Origin of the sequence: Nocardiopsis suaedae (assembly GCF_027706745.1) — a bacterium.
GTDB classification, from domain to species: domain Bacteria; phylum Actinomycetota; class Actinomycetes; order Streptosporangiales; family Streptosporangiaceae; genus Nocardiopsis_A; species Nocardiopsis_A suaedae.
This window is the reverse complement of record NZ_JAQFWP010000070.1, coordinates 1-24919: the sequence shown is the minus strand read 5'-3', so window position 1 is coordinate 24919 and position 24919 is coordinate 1. Positions and strand designations below refer to the sequence as shown.

The following is a 24919-nucleotide window of genomic DNA, read 5'->3' as shown; positions in this document are numbered from 1 at the left end:
GGCGCCCTAGTCGTCCTCATCGTTCGGCTCGTCCGGATCGCCTGTGGGGTAGGCCGGGAAGGTGTCCAACCCGCCGCCCCACTCCAGGGTGCGCACCGTCGCCCCCTGCAGCGACTCCGCGGCGAACCCCCGCAGCGGCCCCGACTCGGCGGTGCCCGCCACCTCCAGGTACGCCTGGGCCGAGGTGCCCTCCATGCGCCGCGCGAACTCCGCGAGCTCATCGCGGCCGTCGGACCCGGGCAGCGTGTAGGCGGCTTCCGCGGGCGCGGGCACCGCGTCCAGGTCCACCAGCTCCGCGCGCACCGTGTCCCGCTGCGCCCGGTGCGCGTCCAGGTGCCGTGCGGCCCGGTCGCGCTCGCCGCCCTCGCTGCGCGCCCCGATGAACCCGTACCCGTACACCGCCGCGTGCTCGGCCCGCAGCGCCTTCTGCAGCGCCTCCACCTCCGCGGTGGCCTCCGGCGTGGGCGACGCCCCGGCCGTCTCGCTCACCCGACCTCCTCACCGAGCTTGTGCGCGTGTCCGATCTCGCAGGCCCCGATCGACGCGAGGAGCTGCGCCAGCGCCGGGTCCCCGGCGTCGCCGCACTGGCGCGCCCGGGAGCGGGCCGCCGCCTCCTCGGCCGTGCGCAGCCCGGCCGCGTCCACCGGCTCGCCGCCCACCGGCGACGGGGACGGCGACGGGGAGGCCTCCGGGTCCTCGCGCGGCCGTTCGGTGTCCGGCAGCCGCCCGCGCAGCGTCGCCAGGTGGTCCTCGTGGTGCGCCAGGAACTCCTCCAGCAGGTCGGCAGGCCCCTCGTCGGCGCCCAGCGCCGCACGGTAGCGCGCGATGAGCCGCTCCTTGTCGGCGATGGCCCCGCGCAGCACGCGCTCGTCGGGCCCCACCTCGCTCGGATACCAGTGGGCCCCCTGGCAGCCGCTCGCCGCAGCGGCCATGAGCGCCGCAGCGAGCACGGTGCGGCGGGTGACGGAAGTACCGGCGGTGCCGCCCCTCACGCCCAAATCCGATCTCCTTCGCCGTCGACGCAGTGCCCCGCCAATCCTTCCATGAGACGGGGGCACGGCCGCGCGAAGCGGGGGTGTGGCGGCGTTCCCGTTCCGCTCCGCTTCCGCCGGCGCGCTCCCGCCCGCGGACCCGCGGGGTCCGGGCGGCGCGCGGATTGCCTGGAGAGGCCGCGGTTGTGGATACCCTTGTAGGCCAAACCGCACTCGCAGCGACGTGCGGCCGACTTTCGTGTATAGCTGGACCGCCCCGGCGCCCGCCCGCGGGACCGGGCGGAATTCCCGAGGAGGAACGCAGATGGGGGCGCAGGCTCGCCAAGACCGCTTGGCCGCCCTGCTCGAACCGGTGCTGGCCGAGGCCGGGCTGGAGCTGGAGGCCGTCGAGGTCACCCCGGCCGGCAAGCGGCGCCTGCTGCGTGTGGTGGTCGACTCCGACGACGGGGTCGACCTGGACGCGGTCGGTACGGTCAGCCAGGACATCTCGGCCGCGCTGGACGCGTCCGAGGAGATGGGCAGCGCCCCCTACGTGCTGGAAGTGACCTCCCCCGGTGTGGACCGGCCGCTGACCCTTCCCCGGCACTGGCGCCGCTCCCGCGGCCGCCTCGTGCAGGCCCACCTCGCCGACGGCGGCGAGGTCACCGGGCGCGTCGAGGAGGCCGGCGACGAGGGCGTGGTGCTCGACGTCGGCGGCGAGCGGGCCGAGTACCGCTACGCCGACCTCGACCGGGGCAAGGTCCAGGTGGAATTCCGCCGCCCGGCCGACGGCGAAGCCGCGGCGGACTAGAGGGGGAGCCCCGTGGATATCGACATGAGCGTCCTGCGCAGCCTGGAGCGCGAGAAGGACATCTCGGTGGACCTGGTCGTCAAGGCGATCGAGGACGCCCTGCTGATCGCCTACCACCGGCAGGAGGGGACCGAGGCCTCCGCGCGGGTCGAGCTGGACCGCTCCACCGGACACGTCACCGTGTGGGCCTCCGAGACCGACGAGGAGACCGGGCAGGCCCGCGAGTACGACGCCACGCCCACCGGCTTCGGGCGCATCGCCACCTCCACCGCCAAGCAGGTCATCCTGCAGCGGCTGCGCGACGCCGAGGACGAGCTGACGCTCGGCGAGTACGCCGGGCGCGAGTACGAGGTGGTCTCCGGCATCATCCAGCAGGGCAAGGACCCGCGGAACGTGCTGGTGGACCTGGGCCGGGTGGAGGCCGTCCTGCCCCCGCAGGAGCAGGTGCCCGGCGAGGACTACGGGCACGGCGAGCGGCTCCGCGCCTACGTGGTGCAGGTCCGCAAGGGCCACCGCGGCCCGTCGGTGACCCTCTCGCGCACCCACCCCAACCTGGTGCGCAAGCTCTTCGAGCTGGAGGTCCCCGAGATCGCCGACGGCACCGTGGAGATCGCCGCGATCGCCCGCGAGGCCGGGCACCGCACCAAGATGGCGGTGCGCTCCAACAAGCCCGGGGTGAACGCCAAGGGCGCCTGCATCGGCCCGCTGGGCAGCCGGGTCCGCAACGTCATGGCCGAGCTCAACGGCGAGAAGATCGACATCGTCGACCACTCCGAGGATCCGGCCGTGTTCGTGGGCAACGCGCTGTCCCCGGCCCGGGTGGACCGGGTCGAGGTGGTCGACGCCGCGGCCAAGGTGGCCCGGGTGACCGTGCCCGACTACCAGCAGTCGCTGGCCATCGGCAAGGAGGGGCAGAACGCCCGGCTGGCGGCCCGGCTCACCGGGTGGCGGATCGACATCCGCTCCGACGCCCACGGCGACGAGCCGGTGGTCGGGCTGCCCGACGGCGCCGACCCCCAGGACGGCCTGGACGATGCCGGAGCGCGCTAGAATCGGGGACAGCGGCCGGCGACCCCCCGTACGCACCTGCGTGGGGTGCCGGTCTCGGGCGGCTCAGTCCGACCTGGTACGACTGGTGGCCGACGGCGCCCTGGTGACCCCCGACCCCGAGCGGCGGGCGCCGGGACGCGGCGCCTACCTCCACCCCGACCCCGCATGCTGGGCGTCGGCGGAGCGGCGCGGAGCGTTCCAGCGGGCCTTCCGGGCCCGCGGGCGGCTCGACACCTCGCGTGCGGCCGCCTACTTCTCCGGCGGTCCGCGCGTTGGAGGCGGCGGCCGTTCCGGATAGGGTTGGAATGATCACGCCGACACCGCGGTTGTACCGAACAGGCGTCGGCGGGTCTTGCCATGCCGGGACACCGGCGCACAGACCCATTGTTGTGTAACGACGAGGAAGCGGGTCGAGATTGCGATGAGCGCTCGATGAGTACGCAGCGATGAGTACGTCAAGCTAGCGACGGTCCGGCACAGCGCATGTCCCGGACCGAGTAGAGGAGAGCAGTGGCGAAGGTCCGGGTGTACGAGCTCGCCAAGGAGCTCGGAGTCGAGAGCAAGGTCGTCATGGCCAAGCTCCGGGAGTTGGGAGAGTTCGTCCGTTCGGCGTCCTCGACGATCGAGGCGCCGGTCGTGCGCAAGCTCACCGACGAGCTGAAGCCGGGCTCCGCAGGTTCCAAGGGCGGCTCCAAGCCGTCCGCGTCGGAGTCCAAGCCGCGTCCGCGCGGCGAGTCCGCGCCGGGTGAGGCCGCCAAGCCGGCGGCCCCCAAGCCCGGCCCGAAGCCGGGCCCCAAGCCCGGCCCGAAGCCCGGCGCGCCGAGCGCCGAGGCCCCCAAGCCGGGCCCCAAGCCCGCCCCGAAGTCCGAGCCGAAGCCGGCCGCCGCGCAGAGCGGCCAGGACGGTCAGGGCGGCCAGGGCGGCCAGGCGGCCCCCAAGCCCGGTCCCAAGCCGGGCCCCAAGAGCGAGCGCGGCGGCGGCGCGCCCAAGCCCGGTCCCAAGCCGGGTCCGCGTTCGTCCGGTCCGCGCCCCGGTAACAATCCGTTCTCGACCCAGGCCACGGGTATGGGCGCCAAGCCCGGCCCGCGCCAGGGCGGTGGCGGCCAGGGTGCCAAGCCCGGCCCGCGCCCCGGCGGCGGCCAGGGCGGCGGCGCGCGTCCGCAGGCCCCGCGTCCCGGCGGCCAGGGCGGTCCGCGCCCCGGCGGCGGCCAGGGCGCCCCGCGTCCGGGCGGGGGCCAGGGCGGCGGTGCCCCGCGTCCGCAGGCCCCGCGCCCCGGTGGCGGCGGCGGTCAGGGCGGTCCGCGTCCCAAGCCGGGTCCGCCTCCCGGCGGTCCGCGCCCCAGCCCGATGAACATGCCGGCCTCCCGGCCCACCCCGCCCGCGGGTGCGGGCCGCGGTGGGGGCGGCGGCCGCGGGCGTCCCGGCGGCGGCGGTGGCGGCGGTGCCCCGCGCCCCGGTAGTGGCGGCGGCGGTGGCGGTCCGCGTCCGGGCGGCTTCGGCGGCCCGCGTCCCGGCGGCTTCGGCGGCCGTCCGGGCGGCGGTCGCGGCCGCGGCGGCACGGCGGGCGCCTTCGGGCGTCCCGGCGGTCCGCGCGGGCGCTCCCGCAAGTCGAAGAAGGCGCGCCGTCAGGAGTTCAACGACCTGGGCGCCCCGTCCTTCGGCGGCGTGAAGATCCCCAGCGGCAACAACAAGACCATCCGGCTGTCCCGCGGCGCCTCGCTCGCCGACTTCGGTGACAAGATCGAGGTCAACCCGGCGTCGCTGGTCCAGGTCATGATGCACCTGGGCGAGATGGTCACCGCCACCCAGTCGCTGCCGGACGAGACCCTGCAGCTCCTCGGCGAGGAGCTCAAGTACCGGGTCGAGGTCGTCAGCCCGGAGGACGAGGACCGCGAGCTGCTGGAGTCCTTCTCCATCGAGTTCGGCGAGGACGCCGGCACCGACGAGGACCTGCGTCCGCGTCCGCCGGTGGTCACCGTCATGGGCCACGTCGACCACGGTAAGACCCGTCTGCTGGACACGGTGCGCAACAGCAACGTGATCGGCGGCGAGGCCGGCGGCATCACCCAGCACATCGGTGCCTACCAGGTCTCCACCGAGGTGGACGGCGAGGACCGCAAGATCACCTTCATCGACACCCCGGGCCACGAGGCGTTCACCGCCATGCGTGCCCGCGGTGCCCAGGCCACCGACATCGCGGTGCTGGTGGTCGCGGCCGACGACGGCGTCAAGCCGCAGACGGCCGAGGCCATCGACCACGCCAAGGCGGCCAACGTGCCGGTCGTGGTCGCGGTGAACAAGATCGACGTGGAGGGCGCCGACCCGCAGCGGGTCCGGGCCCAGCTCACCGAGTACGGCCTGGTCGCCGAGGAGTTCGGCGGCGACGTGCAGTTCGTCGACATCTCCGCGCTGCGCGGGGAGAACATCGACGCCCTGCTGGAGTCGATCGTGCTGACCTCGGACGCGGCGCTGGACCTGCGGGCCAACCCGGGCATGGAGGCCCAGGGCCTGGCGATCGAGGCCTACCTCGACCGCGGGCGCGGCTCCACCGCCACCGTGCTGGTGCAGCGCGGCACGCTGAGCGTGGGCGACTCGATCGTCTGCGGCGACGCCTACGGGCGCGTGCGGGCCATGCTGGACGAGAACGGCAACAACGTCGAGAACGCCGAGCCGTCCCGGCCGGTGCAGGTGCTGGGCCTGACCAACGTGCCCAGCGCCGGCGACAACTTCCTCGTCGTCAAGGACGACCGGGTGGCCCGCCAGATCGCCCAGCAGCGCGAGGCGCGCGAGCGCTTCGCCCAGCAGGCCAAGGCCACCCGCCGGGTCACCCTGGACAACTGGCAGAAGACCCTGGAGGAGGGGGAGCGCACCGAGCTGCCCCTGCTCATCAAGGGCGACATGTCCGGTTCCGTGGAGGCCCTGGAGGAGGCGCTGCTCAAGATCGACGCGGGCGGCGACGAGGTCGGCATCCGCATCGTCGGCCGCGGTGTCGGCGCGATCACGCAGAACGACATCAACCTGGCGGCGACGTCGGAGGCCATCATCATCGGCTTCAACGTCCGGCCGGAGGGCAAGAACAGCCAGCTCGCCGACCGCATGGGCGTCGACATCCGCTACTACTCGGTCATCTACTCGGCGATCGAGGAAGTGGAGGCCGCCGTCAAGGGCCTGCTCAAGCCGATCTACGAGGAGGCCACCCTGGGTACCGCGGAGATCCGCGAGATCTTCAAGGTCCCCAAGATCGGCAACGTGGCCGGCTCGATCGTCCGCAGCGGCATCGTGCGGCGCAACGCCAAGGCCCGGCTCGTCCGCGACGGGGTGGTCGTCTCCGACAACCTCAACGTGGACTCCCTGCGCCGGTTCAAGGACGACGCCACCGAGGTCCGCGAGGGCTACGAGTGCGGTATCGGCCTCGGCCACAACGACCTCCGCCTGGAGGACGTGATCGAGGTCTACGAGATGCGCGAGAAGCCGCGCGACTGACACGGCGGTGCGGGGCCCCGCTCCGGCGGGGCCCCGCCCCCCGTTCCCACCACCCCTCGACGGCCCGCCACTCCGTCATGTGGCATGTGATGACATCCAGATCGCGCAACGCGAGGAACCGCGCCCGGAACGGCGCATTCGTCGGGTCCCTGACCCTGGACATCCTGCTGGGCGACGTCCGGTCGCTGAAGCAGAAGCGGTCGGTGGTCCGGCCCATCGTGGCCGAGATCCAGCGGCGCTTCTCCGTCTCGGTCGCCGAGACCGGGGACCAGGACCTGTACCGCCGCTCCGAGATCGGGATCGCCGTCGTGGCCTCCACGGCCGCGCACTGCACCGAGGTGCTCGACACCTGCGAGCGCCTGGTGGCCGGACGGCCAGAGATCGAGCTGCTCTCCGCGAGGCGGCGGCTCTTCGGTCCAGAGGAGGAATGACGACCATGGTGGACGCCGCACGCGCCCGCAAGCTCGCCGACCGCATCCAGCGGATCGTCGCGGAGATGCTGGAGCGCCGCATCAAGGACCCCCGCCTGGGGTTCGTCACCGTGACCGACGCGCGGCTCACCAACGACCTGCGCGACGCGACGGTGTACTACACCGTCTTCGGCACCGACGAGGAGAAGGCGGGCACCGCCGCCGCGCTGGAGAGCGCCAAGGGCGTGATCCGCTCGGAGGTGGGCCGCCAGACCGGGCTGCGGCACACCCCCAGCCTCACCTTCGAGGCCGACGAGGTGCAGGCCAACGCCCAGCACATCGAGGACCTGCTGGCGCAGGCCCGGCAGAGCGACGCCGACGTGGCCCGCTCCGCGGCGGGGGCCAGCCCGGCCGGGGACGCCGACCCGTACAAGACCCCGCGCGAGGACGAGGCCGAATCGGCCGAGTGACCGACAGACGAGGAACCACCCGACCCATGACCGACAGCGGCGTCGCGATCGTCGACAAGCCCGCCGACTGGACCTCGCACGACGTGGTCGCCAAGGTCCGGCGGCTGGCCGGCACCCGCAAGGTGGGGCACGCCGGAACCCTGGACCCGATGGCCACCGGGGTGCTGGTGCTCGGCATCGGCAAGGGCACCAAGCTGCTGGGCCACCTGGCGCTCACCGAGAAGGAGTACGCGGGCACGGTCCGGCTCGGCGCCACCACCAACACCGACGACGCCGAGGGCGAGGAGACCTCCCGCACGGATGCGGGCGGTGTCGCCGAGGAGGACGCGCGCCGCGCCGCCGCCGCGCTGACCGGGGAGATCATGCAGATCCCCCCGCAGGTCAGCGCGATCAAGGTGAACGGGCGCCGGGCGTACAAGTCGGCGCGGGCCGGGGAGTCGGTGGAGCTGAAGGCGCGCCCGGCGACGGTGTCGGAGTTCGCCGTGGACGCGGTGCGCCGCGAAGGCCCCTTCCTGGACCTGGACGTGCGCATCACCTGCTCCAGCGGCACCTACATCCGCGCGCTGGCCCGGGACATGGGCGAGGCCCTGGGGGTGGGCGGCCACCTCACCCGGCTGCGCCGCACCCGGGTGGGGCCCTACGGGCTGGAGCGGGCGCGCACGCTGGAGCAGCTCGCCGAGGAGTTCACGTCGGTCCCGCTGTCCCAGGCGGTGGCCGCGGCGTTCCCGGTGCGGGTGCTCAGCGAGGACGAGGCGCGGAAGGTGGCCCACGGCAACCGGATCGCGCCCAGTACCCTGGGGGCCGGGCCGATCGGCCTGTTCGCCCCGGACGGGGAGGTCGTGGCCCTGGCCGAGGACCGGCCGGGGTACAGCAAGCCCATCGTGGTGTTCGCGGGCGCCTGACCCGCGCCCGGGCCGCAGAGGCTGGAGCAGAGGCCGTAGAGGAGGGGCACGTGCCGCAGGAGGGGCAGTCCGCAGGGGTGCGCGAGCTCATCGCCCAGGGGCGGGTCGAGGAGGCCGCCGCCGCGCTCGGCCGCCCGCACCGGGTGGAGGGCGTGGTCGTGCACGGCGCCGCCCGCGGGCGGGAGCTGCTCGGGTTCCCCACGGCCAACCTGGACGCCGCCGAGGGCGGCGAGGTCCCCGACGACGGGGTCTACGCGGGGTGGCTGCTGCGCACCGACCCGGACCAGGGCGCCGAGGCGCGCTGGCCCGCGGCGATCTCGGTCGGTACCAACCCGACCTTCGAGGGCACCGAGCGCACGGTCGAGGCCTACGCCCTGGACCGCGACGACCTGGACCTGTACGGGGAGAAGATGGCGGTGGACTTCGTACACCGCATCCGCGGCCAGCGCCGGTTCGCCGACGTGGACGAGCTGATCGAGGCGATGAACGCCGACGTCGAGCGCGCCCGCGTGCTGATGCGGGATGAGGCGGCACCGCAGGTCTGAGGGGGCCGCGCGCACGCGAGGGCGGCCCTCCTCACACTCCGGTCCTGGGTAGGCCCAACGTGCGTTAGACTCGCTAGAGGCTGTTCAGCCCTGCCCGTTCCGCGCCGAGCGCGGAACGCGGCCGCCCGCCCGGGGCGCGGCGCCGGTGCGCCGCCCAGGGAGGCGGGCCCGTCTGGGACGGTGACTGCTCGTACGCGCGGTCACCGCGGCCGCCGCCCCGACCGCGGAGGCGGCACACGCGTACCGAATCATCGAGAGGGAGCACCTTTGGCGATCGACGCCGAGACCAAGAAGAAGATCGTCGCCGAGTACGGCACGGTCGACGGCGACACGGGCTCGCCCGACGTCCAGGTGGCGCTGCTCACGCACCGCATCACCGAGCTGACCGAGCACCTGAAGACGCACAAGCACGACCACCACAGCCGCCGCGGGCTGCTGCTGATGGTCGGCCGCCGCCGCCGCCTTCTCAAGTACATCCAGAAGAAGGACATCAACCGCTACCGCGAGCTGATCCAGCGCCTGGGTCTGCGCCGCTGAGCGGACACGAGAGAGGGAGCGGCCCCGGCCGCTCCCTCTCTTAGTAGTGTGGATCTACCACATTCGACCGTGGCCAGGCAGTATGGTCCATGGTGGGCCCGGGTTCCGAACCGTGGGCCCGACAACCGAAGACAGTGATGGAAAGCGCTCCCGCGCCCGCACCTCGGCCGCCGCGTCGAGGCCGGTCCTCGGTAGTGGTCCGCGGCCCGCCCCCACCGGGCGTTGCCGCGGGCTTCGATCGATGGCCGGCCGTCACGGGCCGGGCGCGCCGGTTCGACGTCCGGCGCGCCTGGGGACCCGAGCATGACCCTCGGCGACGTAAGAGGACCCTCCGGGGCTCGGACGCGGGCGAGCGCACCCGAATCCGAATGAGGAGGACGCCCATGGAGGGCGCGTATTCCGCCGAGGCCGTGATCGACAACGGCCGCTTCGGCACCCGGACCATCCGGTTCGAGACGGGCCGGCTGGCCCAGCAGGCCGCCGGCTCGGCCGTGGCCTACCTTGACGACGAGACGATGGTGCTCTCCGCCACCAGCGCCTCCAAGCGGCCCAAGGACAACCTCGACTTCTTCCCGCTGACGGTCGACGTCGAGGAGCGCATGTACGCCGCCGGGCGCATCCCCGGCTCGTTCTTCCGCCGCGAGGGGCGCCCGTCCGAGGACGCCATCCTCACCTGCCGCCTGATCGACCGGCCGCTGCGCCCGTCGTTCAAGAACGGCCTGCGCAACGAGATCCAGATCGTCGAGACGATCATGGCGCTGCACCCCGACCACCTCTACGACGTGGTCGCCATCAACGCCGCCTCGATGTCCACCCAGCTCGCCGGGCTGCCCTTCTCCGGGCCCATCGGCGGCGTCCGGGTGGCGCTGATCGAGGGCCAGTGGGTGGCCTTCCCGACCCACTCGGAGCTGGAGAACGCCACCTTCGACATGGTCGTGGCCGGCCGGGTGCTCGACGACGGCGACGTCGCGATCATGATGGTCGAGGCCGAGTCCACCACCCGCACCCTCAAGCTGGTCGCCGACGGCGCGGTGGGCCCCACCGAGCAGACGGTGGCCGAGGGCCTGGAGGCGGCCAAGCCGTTCATCAAGGTCCTGTGCAAGGCCCAGCAGGCGCTGGCCGGCCAGGCCGCCAAGCCGGTCGCCGACTTCCCGGTCTTCCTCGACTACGAGGACGACGCGCTGGCCGCCGTCGACGGCGCCGTCCGGGAGCCGCTGGCCGAGGCGCTGACCATCGCCGACAAGCAGGACCGCGAGGCCCGGCTGGACGAGGTCAAGGCCGAGGCGGCCGAGAAGCTCGCCGAGGACTTCGAGGGCCGGGAGAAGGAGATCTCCGCGGCGTTCCGGTCGCTGACCAAGCAGCTCATGCGCGAGCGCGTGCTGCGTGACCAGATCCGCATCGACGGGCGCGGCCCCAAGGACATCCGCCCGCTCAGCGCCGAGGTCGGCGTGGTGCCGCGGGTGCACGGCTCGGCGCTGTTCGAGCGCGGTGAGACCCAGATCCTGGGCGTCACCACGCTGAACATGCTGCGCATGGAGCAGATGGTCGACACGCTCAACCCCGAGCGGACCAAGCGCTACATGCACAACTACAACTTCCCGCCGTACTCCACCGGTGAGACCGGCCGGGTGGGCTCGCCCAAGCGCCGCGAGATCGGCCACGGCGCGCTCGCCGAGCGGGCGCTGCTGCCGGTGCTGCCCTCGCGCGAGGAGTTCCCGTACGCGATCCGCCAGGTGTCCGAGGCGGTCAGCTCCAACGGGTCGACCTCCATGGGGTCGGTCTGCGCCTCGACCATGTCCCTGATGCAGGCCGGCGTGCCGCTCAAGGAGATGGTCTCGGGCATCGCGATGGGCCTGATCAGCGACGGCGACCGGTTCGTCACGCTGACCGACATCCTCGGCGCCGAGGACGCCTTCGGCGACATGGACTTCAAGGTCGCCGGCACCCGCGACGTGATCACCGCGCTGCAGCTCGACACCAAGCTCGACGGCATCCCCGCCGAGCAGCTGGCCGCCGCGCTGCAGCAGGCCCGCGGCGCCCGCCTGGCCATCCTCGACGTGATGCAGGAGGCCATCACCCGCCCCGCGGAGATGAGCCCGCACGCGCCGCGCATCCTCACGGTGAAGATCCCGGTCGAGAAGATCGGCGAGGTCATCGGCCCCAAGGGCAAGATGATCAACTCCATCCAGGAGGACACCGGCGCCGACATCACCATCGAGGACGACGGCACGATCTACATCGGCGCCACCGACGGCCCCTCGGCCGAGGCGGCCCGGGACACCGTCAACAGCATCGCCAACCCGACCATGCCCGAGGTCGGCGACCGCTACCTGGGCACCGTCGTCAAGACGACCGCCTTCGGCGCGTTCGTGTCGCTGCTCCCCGGCAAGGACGGGCTGCTGCACATCTCGCAGATCCGCAAGCTGCACGGCGGCAAGCGGATCGAGAACGTCGAGGACGTGCTCGGCATCGGCGAGAAGATCCAGGTCGAGATCCGCGAGATCGACGACCGCGGGAAGCTGTCGCTGGTCCCCGTCGAGGTCGTGGAGGCCGAGGCGGCCCCGGCCGCCGAGGAGGAGGGTGACTCCTCCGAGGACGGCGACCAGGACGCGGCCAAGGGCGAGGGCGACGGCGGGGCCCCGCGCCGCCGTCGCCGCAGCCGCGGCGCGCGCAGCAGCGAGAACACCTGATCCCCGGTGACCGGCGCCGGGGCGGCCGCACCCTTCGGGGGTGCGGCCGCCCCGGCCGTTCGCGTCCGGGCACCGGAACCGACGACCATCGAGAAGGATCCGATTGAGCACTCCTCCCATCGCGGCCGAGCAGGACCCGGGCACCGCGCTGACCCTGCTGGAGGCCTCCGAGGGCTCCGGCCTGGTGCGGCGCACCGTGCTCCCCGGCGGGTTGCGGGTGGTGACCGAGGCGGTCCCCGGCATGCGGTCGGCGGCCTTCGGGATCTCGGCCACCACCGGCTCCCGGGACGAGGACGACGACCACGCGGGCGCCGCGCACTTCCTCGAGCACCTGCTGTTCAAGGGCACGAAGCGGCGCAGCGCCCTGCGGATCTCGGCGCTGCTGGACGGCGTGGGCGCCGATCACAACGCCTACACCACCAAGGAGCACACCAGCTACTACGCCAAGGTGCTCGACCGCGACCTGCCGCTGGCGGTGGACGTGGTCGGGGACATGGTGGCGCACTCGGTGCTGGACCCGGGCGAGGTGGAGACCGAGCGCGGGGTGATCCTCGAAGAGATCGCCATGTACGAGGACGAGCCGGGCGACCTGGTCGACGACGTCTTCGCCGAGCACTTCTACGCGGGCAGCGGGCTGGGCCGCCCCATCCTGGGCACCAACGACACCATCGGGCGCCTCCCGCGCGACCGCATCGCCGAGCAGTACGCCCGCGCCTACCGGCCGCCGGAGCTGGTCGTGGCGGCGGCCGGGGGGCTGGAGCACGAGGCCGTGGTGGACCTGGTGCGCGAGGCCTTCGCCGGTGTGCTGGCCGGGGCGCCCGACGCGGCACCGGCGGCGCCCCGCATCGGGGGTGCGCCGGTCCCCGTGCACGGCGGCACGGCGCTGCTGTCCCGCGAGACCGAGCAGGCCCACCTCATCTTGGGCTGCGAGGGGGTGAGCCGCACGGACCCGCGCTGGTACGCGGTGCGGGTGCTCGCCTCGGCGCTGGGCGGCGGCATGTCCTCGCGGCTCTTCCAGGAGGTGCGGGAGAAGCGCGGCCTGGCCTACGCGGTGCAGGCCTTCCACAGCGCCCACGCCGAGACGGGGGCGTTCCAGATCTACGCCGGGTGCCTGCCGGAGAAGGTCGACGAGGTGCTGTCGGTGTGCCGGGACGAGCTGGCCGCGGCCGCCGGGGGCGGGCTCTCCGCCGAGGAGGTCGAGCGCGCCAAGGGCCAGATCAAGGGGTCCTGGGTGCTCGGCAGCGAGGGGTCCAGCGCCCGCATGGGGCGGTTGACCGCGCACGAGCTGGGCTATGCCAAGCACTACTCGATGGACGAGGACCTGGCGCTGTTCGACGCGGTGACGACCGACGAGGTCGCGCAGGTGGCCGAGGAGCTGTTGGGCGGGGAGCGCACGCTGGCGGTGATCGGCCCGTACGAGCAGGGCCGGGAGTTCTGAGGCGCGGCGCCCGCGCACATGGGGAAGGGCCGGTCCCGGGGGAGACCCGGGACCGGCCCTTCCTCGTCGCGACCGCTAGGCGCGGCGCTTCTTGCTCTGGATGTCGATGCGGGCCGGGCCTTCGGCGTCGGCTCCGCCCTTCACCGTGATCTCCAGGAGGCCGTCGTCGAACTTGGCCTCGATGTCGTCGTCCTCGACGCCCTCGGGCAGGGTGATGTCCCGCCGGAAGGCGCCGCGGAACCGCTCCTCGGCGTAGTAGACGACCCCGTCGTCCTCCTTGCGGCGCTCACCGGTGATGGTGAGGTAGCCGTGGGAGAAGGTGACCTCCACGTTCTCGGGGGCGACCCCCGGGAGCTCGCTTCGGAAGACCAGGTCGGTCCCACGGGCGAAGATGTCCGTGGGCGGGCTCCACGCATCGGAGAAGCCGCGCTGGGTGGCGGTCCCCGTCTCCAGGTTGGACATGGTGTCGGAGATGCGGTTCATCTCGCTCATCATGTCCATAACGCCACGGAACGGGTTACGGGCCCTCTTCTTGGGCGGCATCGAAGACCTCCTCTCACTTCTCGCTGGTGTCGCGGGGTGCGGTGTCCTTGGGCGCGGTGTCGCCGACCGGCTCCTCGACCGGGATGCGGTCGCCGTCGACCTGGATGGTCGGTGGGCCGTTGCCGTCCCTGGGCACCACGAGGCCGCTGGGCAGCATGGACGCCGGGCTCTCCCGGCGCAGGGCCTTCAGCAGGCCGAACGCGATGACCAGGAGGACGACCGCGAACGGCAGGCCGGTGGAGACCGCCGCCGCGGAGAGCGCGTCGATCGCCTCCGCACCGCCGATCACCAGCAGCACGATGGTGATCAGGCCCTCCATGGACGCCCAGAAGATGCGCTGGACGCGGACGGGGTGCGGGTCGCCGCCGTTGGTGAGCATGTCGACCACCAGCGAACCGGAGTCCGAGGAGGTGACGAAGAAGATCGTCACCACCGCGATGGTCAGCAGCGCCAGGACGGACAGGATCGCCACCGGCAGCGGGAAGGCGTCGATCAGGTTGAAGGTCGCCGCCCCCTCGTCCGCCGAGTTGGAGATCATGGCGTCGCCTTCGAGGCGGAACAGGTCGTAGAACATGCCGGTGCCGCCGAAGACGCCGAACCAGATGACGCTGACGCCGACCGGGGCGAACAGCGTGCCCAGGATGAACTGGCGGATCGTGCGGCCGTAGGAGATCCGGGCCAGGAACATGCCGACAAACGGCGACCAGGAGATCCACCAGCCCCAGTAGAAGATGGTCCAGTCCTGGGCGAAGGCGCTGGCCGCCTCGTCGCCCTCGGGCGAGATGTAGCTCAGGCTCATCTGCACGAGGTTCTGCAGGTATTCGCCCAGGCCGGTGAACATCATGCTGAGCTGGAACAGCTTGGGGCCGACCAGGAACATGACGACCAGCAGGGCGAAGGCCATCCACAGGTTGATGACCGACAGGCGGCGGATGCCCTTGTCGATGCCGGCCACGACGCTGACCACGGCGATCGAGGTGATCAGGCAGATGATGAGCACCTGGACGATCAGGTTGTTCGGGATCCCGAACACGTGGCTCAGCCCCGCGCTCACCTGCTGCGTGCCCAGGCCGAGCGAAGTGGCCAGGCCGAACAGGGTGCCGAACACCGCCAGGATGTCGATCAGGTTGCCGATCCACCCGTAGATGCGGTCGCCGATCAGCGGGTACAGCGCCGAGGCGGGCCGCATGGGCAGGCCCTTGCGGAAGCAGAAGTAGCCCAGCGCGAGCCCCAGGACGATGTACACCGCCCACGGGTGGAAGCCCCAGTGGAACAGCGTGTACTGCATCGCCTGGGTGGCCGGGTCGTCGCCCACGCCGCGCACGAACTCGTTCTGCATGTGCAGGGTCGGCTCGTAGACGCCGTAGAAGACCAGGCCGATGCCCATGCCCGCGGTGAAGAGCATCGCGAACCAGGCCATGGTGCTGAACTCCGGACGCGAGGAGTCCGGGCCCAGACGGATGTTCCCGTAGCGGCTGACCATCAGGAAGAGCGACAGGAGCAGGAAGAAGGTCGTGGCCAGGACGTAGAACCAGCCGAAGTAGGTGCCGATGCCCGTCCGGACCGCGGAGGTGATCTCACCGAACCGCTCCGGAATCGCCACACCGACGACGAGGAACGCCAGGACGACCGCACCTGAGATGAAGAACACCGGTGGGTTCGTGTGCTCCCGGATGTACGAGTTTAAGCGAGAGATGGCGATTACCTCCTCGGGGCCGCCCGGGCCGCGATGGCGGCCGGGAGCGCGCCTGCCGCCTCAATCCCCGCTATCGTCGCAGGTGAGGCGGTTTGCTCGCGGTGTCGCGCCGCCCGACTCCTCTTGCCCGGTGCCTGTTATCCAATTACGTTCCGCCATTAGCGGCAAGCTTTCGGATAAATCATAGACCGGGTCGGTGGCGGTGTAGCATATGCGACGCGATTGGTTATCGTAAATTAATCCGAATGTGTGGTTCTCTGTAGTAGGCGGTGCAATCGGGGACGCTGGGTGTCGGCGGCGTCGCCCCGGGTCGCGCCGGGCCCTGGTCATATACCCCGCGGGCGGGTCGGCGAAAAGGGCGGGCGGGGGTGGTGTGCCCCGGTCCAACGAATAGGACACAAGGGACAAATGGGGTAGGCGGGGCGGTGTGCGCCCGCCCGGCCCCGGTCCGGCCGGGCGGTGCGCAAGAGGTGTCCGCGCTTCCGGCAAATGCGCGGTAAAGCAGGTCAGAGGGGTTCGGAGTCGTCATTTCCCGCCGCGGCGGGGCGCGTCTCGATCTCCTGCAGGGTGACCTGGAGGTGCTCCTCCATCGCCGCCACGGCGCGCGCGGGGTCGCCGGACAGGACGGCGGCGAGCACCTCCTCGTGCTCGTCGGCCGAGGAGGCGGGGTCGGCGCACGCGGCCAGGAAGCGGCGGTGGCTCTGCTCGCGGCTCCCGGCCAGGGACCGTTCGAGGGCGTCCAGGATCCGGGTGAGGCTGCGGTTGCCCGACGCGGCCGCGATCGCCCGGTGGAAGGCGATGTCGGTGCCGAGCCGGTTGGCCATGTCGAGCGGGGCCGCGCGCATCTGCGCGATCGACTCGCGCGCACGGGCGACGTGCTCGCGCGTCTCCTCCTCTTCGGGGCCGGCGATGCGCTGGGCGGCCAGCCGGGCCCCGTGCACCTCCAGGGCCTTGCGGATCTCGGTGAACTCCATCAGCGCGCGGCGGTCGCGCAGCACCGACAGGGCGATGAAGTCCTCCACCGGCAGGGCGTTGGGCGAGGCGATCACCGCGGGCTTGCCCTGGCGGCGGTGGACGAGCCCCTTGGCCTCCAGGGTCTTCATCGCCTCGCGCAGCACCACCCGGCTCACCCCGAAGCGCTCCGCCAGCTCCTTCTCCGAGGGGAGCTGTGTGCCGGGCTCGGCGTCCGGGGCCACGCACAGCTCCTCGATGAAGGAGACGACCTGGGTCGTCAGGGAGTTGGGGCGGGCGTGCCTGGAGGCGGACGGCCCCGCGGGCGCTGATCCCATGCTGTCCGCCCTGCCCTTCGCTCGGCCGCCGGTGTCCTGACGCCCTTCACCCTACAGAGCCCCGGCGCCGCAGGAGCGCCTCCCGGGCTCCCGTCCCTCCGCCCCTATTGACCGCTTATCAGCTTGTCATACAAGATGACCGCTGTGGCGCGGCTTACGCCGCAGGGGAGCAAGGGGGGCGCACGGGTGGACAGCCGGGACGAGGTGCGGGACCGGGAGATCTGCATGGCGGCCTGGGACGGGCCGGACAACCCGTCCGGGGCCGTCGCGCCGCCGGTGTACCAGACGAGCCTGTTCGCCAAGCCCACGTTCGGGCGGTTCGTCGCCGAACAGGCCGCCGAGCACGAGAACCCCGTCTACAGCCGCGGCACCAACCCGACCGTCGCCTTCCTGGAGGAGCGGCTGGCGCTGCTGGAGCGCGGGGAGGCCGCCAAGTGCTTCGCCTCCGGCATGGGCGCGATCGCGGCCGTCCTGGCGGGGACGCTGAAGAGCGGCGACCACGTGCTGTTCGTCAACACCGTCTACGGCCCCACCCTGGAGCTGGCCGAGCACCTGCGCCGCTTCGGCGTCGAGCACACCGCGCTGCCCGACCCGCCCGCCGACATCGGCCCCTGGATCAGGGACGACACCGCGCTGATCTACCTGGAGAGCCCGGGGACCATGCTCATGCGGGTGCTGGACGTCCCGGCGCTGGCCGCCCAGGCGCGGCGGCGGGGCATCCGCACCGTCATCGACAACACCTGGGCCACCCCGCTCCACCAGAAGCCGCTCACGTTCGGCGTGGACCTGGCCGTGCACTCGTGCACCAAGTACATCGGCGGGCACAGCGACGTCGTCGGCGGGGTCCTGGTCGGGTCCCGCGAGGCGGTGCGGGAGGTCTTCTACCAGGGGCACCAGCTCTTCGGGGCGGCCATGTCGGCGATGGAGGCCGCCCTGGTGCTGCGCGGACTGCGCACGCTCCCGGTGCGCATGGCCGAGCACCGGCGCAACGCCGGGGCGGTGGTCGAGGCGCTGGCCGCGCACCCGCGGGTGGCGGCCGTGCACCACCCGGCCGTCGCCCACGGGCCGGACGAGGCGCTGGTCCGGCGGCAGTTCCGCGGGTACTCCGGGCTGCTCTCCTTCGAACTCGAGGACGGCTCCTTCGACCGGGTCGCCCGGTTCATGGACGCGCTGTCGCTGTTCCGGATCGGGGTGAGCTGGGGCGGCTACGAGAGCCTGGCGACCTCGCCGCAGCGGCCCGGCAACGGCGACGAGCTGCGCGCCCGGGGCCTGCCGCCCGGGCTGGTCCGCCTGTCCGTGGGGCTCGAAGGCGCCGCGCCCCAGATCGCCGACCTCGAAAGAGCCCTCGCCGAGGTGTGAGGCCGCCCGACCGGGTCCCTCCCCTCCCGACCCGAGAGGAATGAGGCAATGGACGCCCCCCAGGAGAAGGCACCGGACGGCCGCCCGGAGGCCGGAGCCCCGCCGGACGGCGCGCCCGGACAGGGCGCCGCGGACGGGCGGCCCGGAGAGGGGCCCGACGAGGGGCCTGACACGGCCGTCGACACCGGACCCTCCTCCGGGGCGGCCCCGGAGAGCGGGACGGACGGCGCCGACGCTCCCACCCCCGGACTCGCCGCGTCGCTGGTGCCCATGGCGGCGGTCGTGGCGATCCTCGTCGGCGGGATCGGGGTCCTGCAGTACCCGGCCGAGCTCATGCTCATCTTCGCGGCGGTCGTGCTCGCCCTTTTCGCGGCGCGCCACGGCAGGGGACTGACCACCGTGCTCACCGACATGGGGGAGAAGGTCAAGCGCGCGCTGCCGGCGATCCTCATCCTGCTGAGCATCGGGATGCTCATCGGCACCTGGATGGTCGCGGGGACCATCCCGCTGATGGTGGCCTACGGGCTGGAGCTGATCGACCCGTCGTACCTGTACGTCCTGGCGTTCGTCGTGACGGCCATCGTCGCCACGTTCACGGGGACGTCGTGGGGCGCGGGCGGAACGGTCGGGGTCGCGCTGATCGGCGTGGCCCAGACCATGGACGTGTCGGTGGCGGTCACCGCCGGGGCGGTCGTGTCGGGCGCGTACTTCGGGGACAAGCTCTCGCCGCTGTCCGACACCACCAACATGAGCTCGCTGGCGGCCGGTGCGGACCTGTACGAGCACATCCGGCACATGCTGTACACCTCGGTGCCGTCGTCGCTCGTGGCGGCCGCGGTGTTCCTGGCGGCGGGCACGGCCATCGGCGGCACCCCGAGCGGGCTCGGCGCCGTGGACGCCACGGTCGACGAGCTGCACGGGCTGTTCCACCTGAGCCCGGTGCTGCTCATCCCGCCGGTGGTGGTGCTGGTGGGATCGCTGATGCGCAAGCCGCCGCTGCTGGTGCTGTTCGCGTCGTCGCTGTCGGCGCTGCTGCTGGCGGCGGTGGTGCAGGGGTTCGGGCCGGGCGAGCTGTTCGACGCGGCGGTCTCCGGGTTCACCGCGGACATGCTCGGCGCCGGGGCCGTCTCCGACACCCTCGCCGAGCTGCTGGAGCGCGGCGGCCTGCACGCGATGTACAACTCGGCGTTCTTCGTCTTCTGCGCGTTCTTCTTCGCGGCGGCGCTGGAGAACTCGGGCGTGCTGCGGGTGCTGCTGTCGCGGATGATCGCGCGGTTGAGGACGGCGGGGGGACTGGTCTCGGCCACCCTGCTCTCGGGCTTCGCCATCATCAACGGCACGTCCAACGCACTGGTGACCTACTTCCTCGTCAACGACCTGTACGGGAAGGCGTACCGCAGGAGGGGGCTGCACCCGGTCAACCTCTCCCGGAGCATGGAGGACTCGGTGACGATCACCGAGGTGCTGATGCCCTGGACCGTCTCCGGGGTGTTCTTCGCGACGACGCTCGGGGTGGCCAACTTCGACTTCCTGCCGTGGGCGGTGTTCAACTGGAGCGGCGTCGTCTTCTCCGCGCTCATCGCGTTCCTGGCGCCGCTGACGGGCTGGTTCGGCGTGCGCCGCCTCGGCCGCGAGGCGGAGGGGCGCCCGCGGGGCGCCGGTTGAGCCCCCTCTCCCCCTGAGACCCCTCCCCGGCCGGATGCCGGATCCGGCCACCCGATGTCGGCCCCGATGGGCCGTCTCGACGCCCTCGCACCGCTCTGACGTCGGGTGATGCCGGGAACGCCGGAGGGCGAGGGAACCGGTGCCGGGCCCCTCCGCCGCCGGTGGCCGGTATCCCCGCTGTTAAGCTTTCGCGCCGGACTGTGACCGACTCGGCGACTCCTGGAGAAGACGGAGGAGAAATGGCGCGGAATGTGAAGCGGGCCGTGCCCTGGCTCGCGTCGGTGAGCGCCGTTCTGCTCGCGCTCACCGGGTGCGGCCTGCTGGGGGGCGATGGCGGCGGGGGCGGCGGCGAGGACCCCGGGAAGGACGGCGGAGGCGGGGGCGGCGCCGCGACCGTCGAGCCGATCACCTCCCGGGCGACCAACGTGTGGGAGATGCCCGGCGGGCGTGCCGAGATCAGCCTGCACCGGGTCGACGAGGAGCACATGGTCGCCCGGATGACCGTGGTGAACGAGGAGGACACCCGGATCCATCTGGGGTCGCATCTGGCCGAGGGGTTCGGCGAGAGCGAGGACTACCCCTGGGACTACTTCTCCGGCGTCGCGTGGCTGGACCCGGACGGGCGGAAGCTGCACCGGCCCTACTACGCGGGCGAGGGGGAGTGCCTGTGCAGCTCCAGTTCCGGCTCCATCCTCGACGAGGGGGAGGAATGGGAGGGCTACGTCGTCCTCGCGGCGCCTCCCGCCGGCGTCGACGCGCTCACCGTCGTCACCCATGTCGCCCTGCCGTTCGTGGACGTGCCGGTCGAGGAGGGCGCGCCCGAAGGGCTGGACTACACGCCTCCCAGCGAGGAGCCGGACGCCGAGCCGGAGACCGCCGAGCTGGAGTCGGTGATCGAGTCCGACCAGGAGACGGTGATCGAGGACTCCGAGGCCACCGACTTCAACCTGTCCACCGACGTGCTGTTCGAGGTCGAGGAGTCCGAGCTCACGTCCGAGGCGGGCGAGCTGCTCGACACGACCGCCGCCGACATCGAGGCGCTGGGGCCCACCCGGGTCCGGATCGAGGGGCACGCGGACTCCTCCGGGAACGACGCGATCAACGACCCCCTCTCGGAGGACCGGGCCGAGGCCGTGCGGGACGCGCTGGAGGAGCGCATCGGCGGCGACATCGAGTACGAGACCGAGGGGTTCGGCTCTCGGGAGCCGATCGCGAGCAACGAGACCGAGGACGGCCGGGCGCGCAACCGGCGGGTGACGGTCAGCGTGCCGAAGGGGACCCCCGTCGAAGAGGGGGCCGAGGACGGCGCGCCCGGTGAGGGCGCCTCTCCCCACGAGGACGGCGCCGCCGCACAGGGCGAGGGGATCCCCGCGACGGAGGCCGCCGTCTCCGGACCGTCGGACGACGACGAGGGCGCCGCCGAGGTCGACGTCGCGCTCACCGGGCTGCAGGCCGTCACCCCGAACACGGCGCTGCTCACCTACGAGCTGCACAACCCCAACGACGACGACGCGAGCGTCGATATGTACATGTCCTCCGAGGACTGGATGGAGTTCCGGTACCACGCCACCCAAAACGTGTCCCTGGGGGGCGCCGACGGAGGGGCGGCCGCGCGCCCCCTGCGGGTCGACGTCCCCGACGACCGGGAGGACCCGTACTGCTTCTGCTCGTCGGCGGCGGGGATCAACCTGGGGTCGACCATCCTGCCGCCCGGGGGGACGGCCGAGTACTACGCGATGCTCCCGATCACCGAAGGGACGACGGCCACCGACGTCAGGGTCGGCCCCATGGGCACGATGGAGGGCGTCGCGATCACCCGCTGAGGAACGGGGCCGGGAGGCGTCTGGCGCGCATGGGGCGCGGCGGGCATCGTGGGACGGGCGCTGCCGTCGCGACGCCCCCGAACGGAGTCCTTCGTGTCGAACGCACCGCCGCACCCCCCGTCCGCCCCACGTGAGGACCGCCGGGTCCTCGCGGGGGCGCTCGCCGGCACCACGATCGAGTGGTACGACTTCTTCGTCTACGCCCAGGCCGCGGGCCTGGTGTTCGCCCCCCACTTCTTCGGGCCGGTGAACGAGCGGGCGCCCGGCCTGGCGACGCTCATCTCGCTGGCCACGATCGGCATCAGCTTCCTGTTCCGGCCGCTGGGCGCGGTCGTCGCGGGGCGGTTCGGCGACCGGATCGGCCGCAAGCGCATGCTGGTGCTGACCCTGCTCCTGATGGGGGCGGCCACCACGCTCATCGGGCTGCTGCCCACCTATGGACGGATCGGCCTGGCCGCGCCCGTCGCCCTCATCCTCCTGCGCATCCTGCAGGGGTTCTCCGCCGGAGGCGAGTGGGGCGGCGCCGCCCTGCTCTCGGTGGAGCACGCGCCGCGCGGGCGCCGCGGGCTGTACGGCGCCTTTCCGCAGATCGGGGTGCCGGTCGGGCTCATCCTGGCGACCGGCGTCCTGTGGGCCGTGGACGCGGCGACGACCGAGGAGCAGTTCCTGGCGTGGGGGTGGCGGGTGCCGTTCCTGATGTCGGTGACGCTGATCGTGGTCGGCTACCTGATCCGGCGGGCCGTGGAGGAGAGCCCGGTGTTCCGGGAGCTGGAGGAGCGCACCAGGACCTCGTCGGCGCCGCTGCGCGACCTGTTCCGCGGCGAGAGCAGGAACGTGCTGCTCACCGCGCTGGTCTTCATCGGGAACAATGCGGCCGGGTACCTGCTCATCGCGTACTTCATCGGCTACGGGACCGGGGTGCTGGGACTGCCGAGGTCGTCCGTGCTGCTGGCGACGGTCGCGGGGGCGGCGAGCTGGCTGGTGTTCACGCTCCTGGCGGGGGCGCTGTCGGACCGCATCGGCCGGGTGCGCACCTTCCAGATCGGCTATGCGGCGATGTTCGCGTGGATGGTGCCGCTGTTCCTGCTGATGGACACGCGGGACATCCGCCTGTTCACGGTGGCGGTGCTCGTCATGAGCATCGGGCTGGGGCTGTCGTACGGCCCCATGTCGGCCCTGTACGCCGAGATGTTCCCGGCGTCCGTGCGCTATTCGGGGGTCGCCATCGGCTACGCCCTCGGCGCCGTCCTGGGAGGGGCGTTCGCGCCGACCATCGCCGAGGCGCTGATGCAGTCCACGGGGAGCGGGCTGTCGGTGGGGGCGTACATCATGGTGCTGTGCGCGGTCTCAGGCGTGGCGGTCTCCGTGGTCAAGGAGCCCAAGGACACCGACCTGGGGGACACCCGCCGACCGATCGCGTGACCCGGTACGTTCGCGGTGACCGCATCGCGGGAACGGGCTCGGTGAGCGCGGCCGAAGCGGTGCTCGCCGATCCGGCCGCGCTCATGGACGCCGCCATGCAGGGGGCGGAACTGAACGGTCCCTTCCCCGACGGGGTCGGCGGCGATGCGTCCGTGTAGCGATCACCCACCGGGGTCATCCGCGGCGGGCGCCCTCGGGCCAGACGACGTCGACGGGGACGCCCCGGCCGCGCGCGGCTTCGACGGCGTCGCCGGTTCCGCCCTTGCCTCCTGAGGGCCGTCCGTCCCAGACGGCGACGAGCCGGTCGATGCTGCCCAGGATGGCCTCGTTGGCGTCCGCGTAGGCCCGCTCCCCGGCGGTCCGGTGCGGCATGTAGCGGACCAGCGCCGCCCGCATGAGCAGGCCGTCGAACTGATCGAGGTTCCGGGGCCCGACCTTGGCCTCGCGGTAGTCGACCGAGGGCAGCACGACCTCGAGGCTCCCGCCGGCCTCCAGCACGGCCTCGGCGAAGATCTGGTCGGCCCCGCGGGCCAGGCACGAGAGGCCCACCAGGCCGCCGTCCCGATAGGGGGCGATGATTCCGGCCAGGGCCGTGCGCACGAGAGGAGCACTGTCGGCCGAGAGGTTGGAGTGGCCGGTGATCCCGATCCGCGTCATGTCCGCTCCCTTGGGCCGGTTTCCCGGTCGGCAGCGTACCGGGCGGGGCCCGCCTCAGCAGGCCCGCTCCCGTCGGCGTGCGGCTCAGGACGCCCTGATGTTGATCCGCTTCAGCCAGCGGTCGGTCCCGTCGTGGCGCGCGGCGAAGGAATTCCGCTTGTGGGCCACGCGGTGGTTGTTCAGGATGACGTGGTCACCCGGCTCGAGTGGAAATGCGACCTGGTTCCTGTCCATGCTGTCGTGGGCCGCCCGGAACGCGCGGGCGGACTCATCGCCGTCGGGTTCCATGTGCGAGGCGTCGAACCGGAGGAAGGGGCGCCTCCTGGATCCGGAGAGGACGGCCGTCGGCTCGCGGTCGCGGAACCGCTTCTCGATATCCTCGAATTCCCGGTCCGGACCGCCGGGGTCCACCGTGTTGTTCTGCGGAAGGTGCGACCCGTCCGGAATGATTCGGAAGCTCTCCAGGAACAGCAGATCGAGGTCCCGGTCCTCGATATCGGCCGGGCGGGGACGCGAGGCGACCAGCGGGATCCGATCCGGGTTCCTCAGGGACGCCAGGACGAGGTAGTCGGCGCGCCGGGGGTGGAAGGCGTCCTCGGTGTGAAAGGTGAGGGGCAGCTCGCTCCCGTTGCCCAGCCGCTCCTTCTCGTATCCCTTGATCGGGAAGACGTCGTTGACCAGGTTCCCGTTCTGCTGCGTCGGCCATGCGAAGGGGGCGCCGAGCAGGTGGCCATAGAGGATGAGGGGGATCTCCTCAGGGAACTCCCGGTTCGGCCTGGGGCGGTCCCTCCAGTCCGCGGGGGTCGGCCCGATGCGGTCCTCGTCGACGACATGGCCTCTGATCACGCAGTGGTCCGCGCTTTCGCGCTTGAACCCGCCGAGGAAGTCCCGGACACGCCGGGGCATCCGGCGCGCTATCTCCCGTGTTTCGGCGAAGAGCGCTTCACCCCGCATCGAAGAATGCCGCGTCGCGAGCTCGACGCAAAGGTCGTTGATGCGACCGCTCTCCTCTTCGGTGAGAGTCAGTTCGCTGTGATGGGGACCGTTGTCATTGCTTCCCAAGGCCCTACCCTTCAACGTCTTCCACGGCCGACCGCGGGCAGCCTAGTGTCCTGAGTCGTTAATTCGTGTGCAGTAGGCAGCGAGGGTTTCGATGAT

General features: G+C 72.3%; 22 protein-coding genes. 15 read left to right on the top strand and 7 right to left on the bottom strand.

Features of this window, described 5'->3' with window-relative positions:
- Positions 1 to 6: 6 nt before the first annotated feature.
- Together O4U47_RS26345 and O4U47_RS26340 are read right to left on the bottom strand one after the other, a co-directional pair.
- Positions 7 to 489, bottom strand: a complete 483-nt coding sequence (locus O4U47_RS26345) for a ferritin-like domain-containing protein (protein ID WP_270680674.1) — start codon at positions 487 to 489, stop codon at positions 7 to 9.
- Positions 486 to 998 (bottom strand): ferritin family protein, encoded by a 513-nt coding sequence (locus O4U47_RS26340; protein ID WP_270680673.1) that lies wholly within the window; start codon positions 996 to 998, stop codon positions 486 to 488. Before O4U47_RS26340 ends, O4U47_RS26345 begins: the two co-directional genes overlap by 4 nt.
- Positions 999 to 1296: 298 nt before the next feature.
- On the opposite strand from O4U47_RS26340, the gene rimP reads away from it, so the two are divergent.
- The 11 genes from rimP (at position 1297) to O4U47_RS26285 (ending at position 13307) form a co-directional block, all read left to right on the top strand.
- Positions 1297 to 1782 (top strand): ribosome maturation factor RimP, encoded by a 486-nt coding sequence (gene rimP, locus O4U47_RS26335; RefSeq protein ID WP_270680672.1) that lies wholly within the window; start codon positions 1297 to 1299, stop codon positions 1780 to 1782.
- 24 nt (positions 1783 to 1806) lie between these two features.
- A complete protein-coding gene (gene nusA, locus O4U47_RS26330) occupies positions 1807 to 2832 on the top strand; it encodes a transcription termination factor NusA (RefSeq protein WP_270680681.1) in 1026 nt (341 codons plus the stop codon).
- Entirely contained in the window at positions 2816 to 3130 is a 315-nt protein-coding gene (locus O4U47_RS26325; RefSeq protein WP_270680671.1) for a YlxR family protein, read from the top strand. Before nusA ends, O4U47_RS26325 begins: the two co-directional genes overlap by 17 nt.
- 212 nt (positions 3131 to 3342) lie before the next feature.
- Positions 3343 to 6315 (top strand): translation initiation factor IF-2, encoded by a 2973-nt coding sequence (gene infB / locus O4U47_RS26320; RefSeq protein WP_270680670.1) that lies wholly within the window; start codon positions 3343 to 3345, stop codon positions 6313 to 6315.
- 89 nt (positions 6316 to 6404) lie between these two features.
- Positions 6405 to 6746 (top strand): DUF503 domain-containing protein, encoded by a 342-nt coding sequence (locus O4U47_RS26315; protein ID WP_270680669.1) that lies wholly within the window; start codon positions 6405 to 6407, stop codon positions 6744 to 6746.
- Between the two features lie 5 nt (positions 6747 to 6751).
- The gene (rbfA, locus tag O4U47_RS26310; protein ID WP_270680680.1) at positions 6752 to 7195 is read left to right on the top strand and encodes a 30S ribosome-binding factor RbfA; all 444 of its coding nucleotides are present in this window, start codon (positions 6752 to 6754) and stop codon (positions 7193 to 7195) included.
- A 26-nt stretch (positions 7196 to 7221) separates the two neighbouring features.
- Entirely contained in the window at positions 7222 to 8097 is an 876-nt protein-coding gene (gene truB / locus O4U47_RS26305) for a tRNA pseudouridine(55) synthase TruB (RefSeq protein ID WP_270680668.1), read from the top strand.
- 50 nt (positions 8098 to 8147) lie between these two features.
- Positions 8148 to 8642 (top strand): riboflavin kinase, encoded by a 495-nt coding sequence (locus O4U47_RS26300; RefSeq protein ID WP_333563672.1) that lies wholly within the window; start codon positions 8148 to 8150, stop codon positions 8640 to 8642.
- A gap of 267 nt (positions 8643 to 8909) precedes the next feature.
- Positions 8910 to 9179: a 30S ribosomal protein S15 gene (rpsO, locus tag O4U47_RS26295; RefSeq protein ID WP_017623379.1), complete on the top strand. Its 270-nt coding sequence runs from the start codon at positions 8910 to 8912 to the stop codon at positions 9177 to 9179.
- A gap of 383 nt (positions 9180 to 9562) precedes the next feature.
- A complete protein-coding gene (locus tag O4U47_RS26290; RefSeq protein ID WP_270680667.1) occupies positions 9563 to 11869 on the top strand; it encodes a polyribonucleotide nucleotidyltransferase in 2307 nt (768 codons plus the stop codon).
- Between the two features lie 103 nt (positions 11870 to 11972).
- On the top strand, positions 11973 to 13307 hold the full coding sequence (locus tag O4U47_RS26285) for a M16 family metallopeptidase (RefSeq protein ID WP_270680666.1): 1335 nt from the start codon (positions 11973 to 11975) through the stop codon (positions 13305 to 13307).
- A gap of 75 nt (positions 13308 to 13382) precedes the next feature.
- On the opposite strand, the gene O4U47_RS26280 is transcribed toward O4U47_RS26285, so the two are convergent.
- The 3 genes from O4U47_RS26280 to O4U47_RS26270 all read right to left on the bottom strand — a co-directional run bounded on the left by O4U47_RS26280 (position 13383) and on the right by O4U47_RS26270 (position 16835).
- Positions 13383 to 13850 (bottom strand): Hsp20/alpha crystallin family protein, encoded by a 468-nt coding sequence (locus O4U47_RS26280; protein ID WP_270680665.1) that lies wholly within the window; start codon positions 13848 to 13850, stop codon positions 13383 to 13385.
- Between the two features lie 13 nt (positions 13851 to 13863).
- Positions 13864 to 15501: a BCCT family transporter gene (locus O4U47_RS26275; RefSeq protein ID WP_270680664.1), complete on the bottom strand. Its 1638-nt coding sequence runs from the start codon at positions 15499 to 15501 to the stop codon at positions 13864 to 13866.
- A gap of 551 nt (positions 15502 to 16052) precedes the next feature.
- Entirely contained in the window at positions 16053 to 16835 is a 783-nt protein-coding gene (locus O4U47_RS26270; protein ID WP_270680663.1) for a FadR/GntR family transcriptional regulator, read from the bottom strand.
- 186 nt (positions 16836 to 17021) lie between these two features.
- Here O4U47_RS26270 and O4U47_RS26265 point away from each other — a divergent pair, with 186 nt between their 5' ends.
- The 4 genes from O4U47_RS26265 (at position 17022) to O4U47_RS26250 (ending at position 23104) form a co-directional block, all read left to right on the top strand.
- Positions 17022 to 18194: a trans-sulfuration enzyme family protein gene (locus O4U47_RS26265; RefSeq protein ID WP_270680662.1), complete on the top strand. Its 1173-nt coding sequence runs from the start codon at positions 17022 to 17024 to the stop codon at positions 18192 to 18194.
- A gap of 48 nt (positions 18195 to 18242) precedes the next feature.
- Positions 18243 to 19859 (top strand): Na+/H+ antiporter NhaC, encoded by a 1617-nt coding sequence (nhaC, locus tag O4U47_RS26260; protein WP_270680661.1) that lies wholly within the window; start codon positions 18243 to 18245, stop codon positions 19857 to 19859.
- A gap of 239 nt (positions 19860 to 20098) precedes the next feature.
- Positions 20099 to 21682 (top strand): OmpA family protein, encoded by a 1584-nt coding sequence (locus O4U47_RS26255; protein ID WP_270680660.1) that lies wholly within the window; start codon positions 20099 to 20101, stop codon positions 21680 to 21682.
- A 93-nt stretch (positions 21683 to 21775) separates the two neighbouring features.
- The gene (locus tag O4U47_RS26250; protein WP_270680659.1) at positions 21776 to 23104 is read left to right on the top strand and encodes an MFS transporter; all 1329 of its coding nucleotides are present in this window, start codon (positions 21776 to 21778) and stop codon (positions 23102 to 23104) included.
- A 174-nt stretch (positions 23105 to 23278) separates the two neighbouring features.
- On the opposite strand, the gene O4U47_RS26245 is transcribed toward O4U47_RS26250, so the two are convergent.
- Both O4U47_RS26245 and O4U47_RS26240 read right to left on the bottom strand, forming a co-directional pair.
- Entirely contained in the window at positions 23279 to 23761 is a 483-nt protein-coding gene (locus tag O4U47_RS26245; RefSeq protein ID WP_270680658.1) for a hypothetical protein, read from the bottom strand.
- Positions 23762 to 23845: 84 nt separating this feature from the next.
- Positions 23846 to 24823 (bottom strand): TauD/TfdA family dioxygenase, encoded by a 978-nt coding sequence (locus O4U47_RS26240; protein ID WP_270680657.1) that lies wholly within the window; start codon positions 24821 to 24823, stop codon positions 23846 to 23848.
- Positions 24824 to 24919: the final 96 nt, after the last annotated feature.

What these genes read in the sequence shown, in the direction of transcription:
- nusA (WP_270680681.1), top strand. Translation starts at nt 1,807, where the DNA reads ATGAGCGTCCTGCGCAGCCTGGAGCGCGAGAAGGACATCTCGGTGGAC.
- O4U47_RS26325 (WP_270680671.1), top strand. Translation starts at nt 2,816, where the DNA reads ATGCCGGAGCGCGCTAGAATCGGGGACAGCGGCCGGCGACCCCCCGTA.
- O4U47_RS26280 (WP_270680665.1), bottom strand. Translation starts at nt 13,850, where the DNA reads ATGCCGCCCAAGAAGAGGGCCCGTAACCCGTTCCGTGGCGTTATGGAC.
- O4U47_RS26290 (WP_270680667.1), top strand. Translation starts at nt 9,563, where the DNA reads ATGGAGGGCGCGTATTCCGCCGAGGCCGTGATCGACAACGGCCGCTTC.
- O4U47_RS26315 (WP_270680669.1), top strand. Translation starts at nt 6,405, where the DNA reads ATGACATCCAGATCGCGCAACGCGAGGAACCGCGCCCGGAACGGCGCA.
- truB (WP_270680668.1), top strand. Translation starts at nt 7,222, where the DNA reads ATGACCGACAGCGGCGTCGCGATCGTCGACAAGCCCGCCGACTGGACC.
- rbfA (WP_270680680.1), top strand. Translation starts at nt 6,752, where the DNA reads ATGGTGGACGCCGCACGCGCCCGCAAGCTCGCCGACCGCATCCAGCGG.
- O4U47_RS26245 (WP_270680658.1), bottom strand. Translation starts at nt 23,761, where the DNA reads ATGACGCGGATCGGGATCACCGGCCACTCCAACCTCTCGGCCGACAGT.
- nhaC (WP_270680661.1), top strand. Translation starts at nt 18,243, where the DNA reads ATGGACGCCCCCCAGGAGAAGGCACCGGACGGCCGCCCGGAGGCCGGA.
- O4U47_RS26270 (WP_270680663.1), bottom strand. Translation starts at nt 16,835, where the DNA reads ATGGGATCAGCGCCCGCGGGGCCGTCCGCCTCCAGGCACGCCCGCCCC.
- rimP (WP_270680672.1), top strand. Translation starts at nt 1,297, where the DNA reads ATGGGGGCGCAGGCTCGCCAAGACCGCTTGGCCGCCCTGCTCGAACCG.
- O4U47_RS26255 (WP_270680660.1), top strand. Translation starts at nt 20,099, where the DNA reads ATGGCGCGGAATGTGAAGCGGGCCGTGCCCTGGCTCGCGTCGGTGAGC.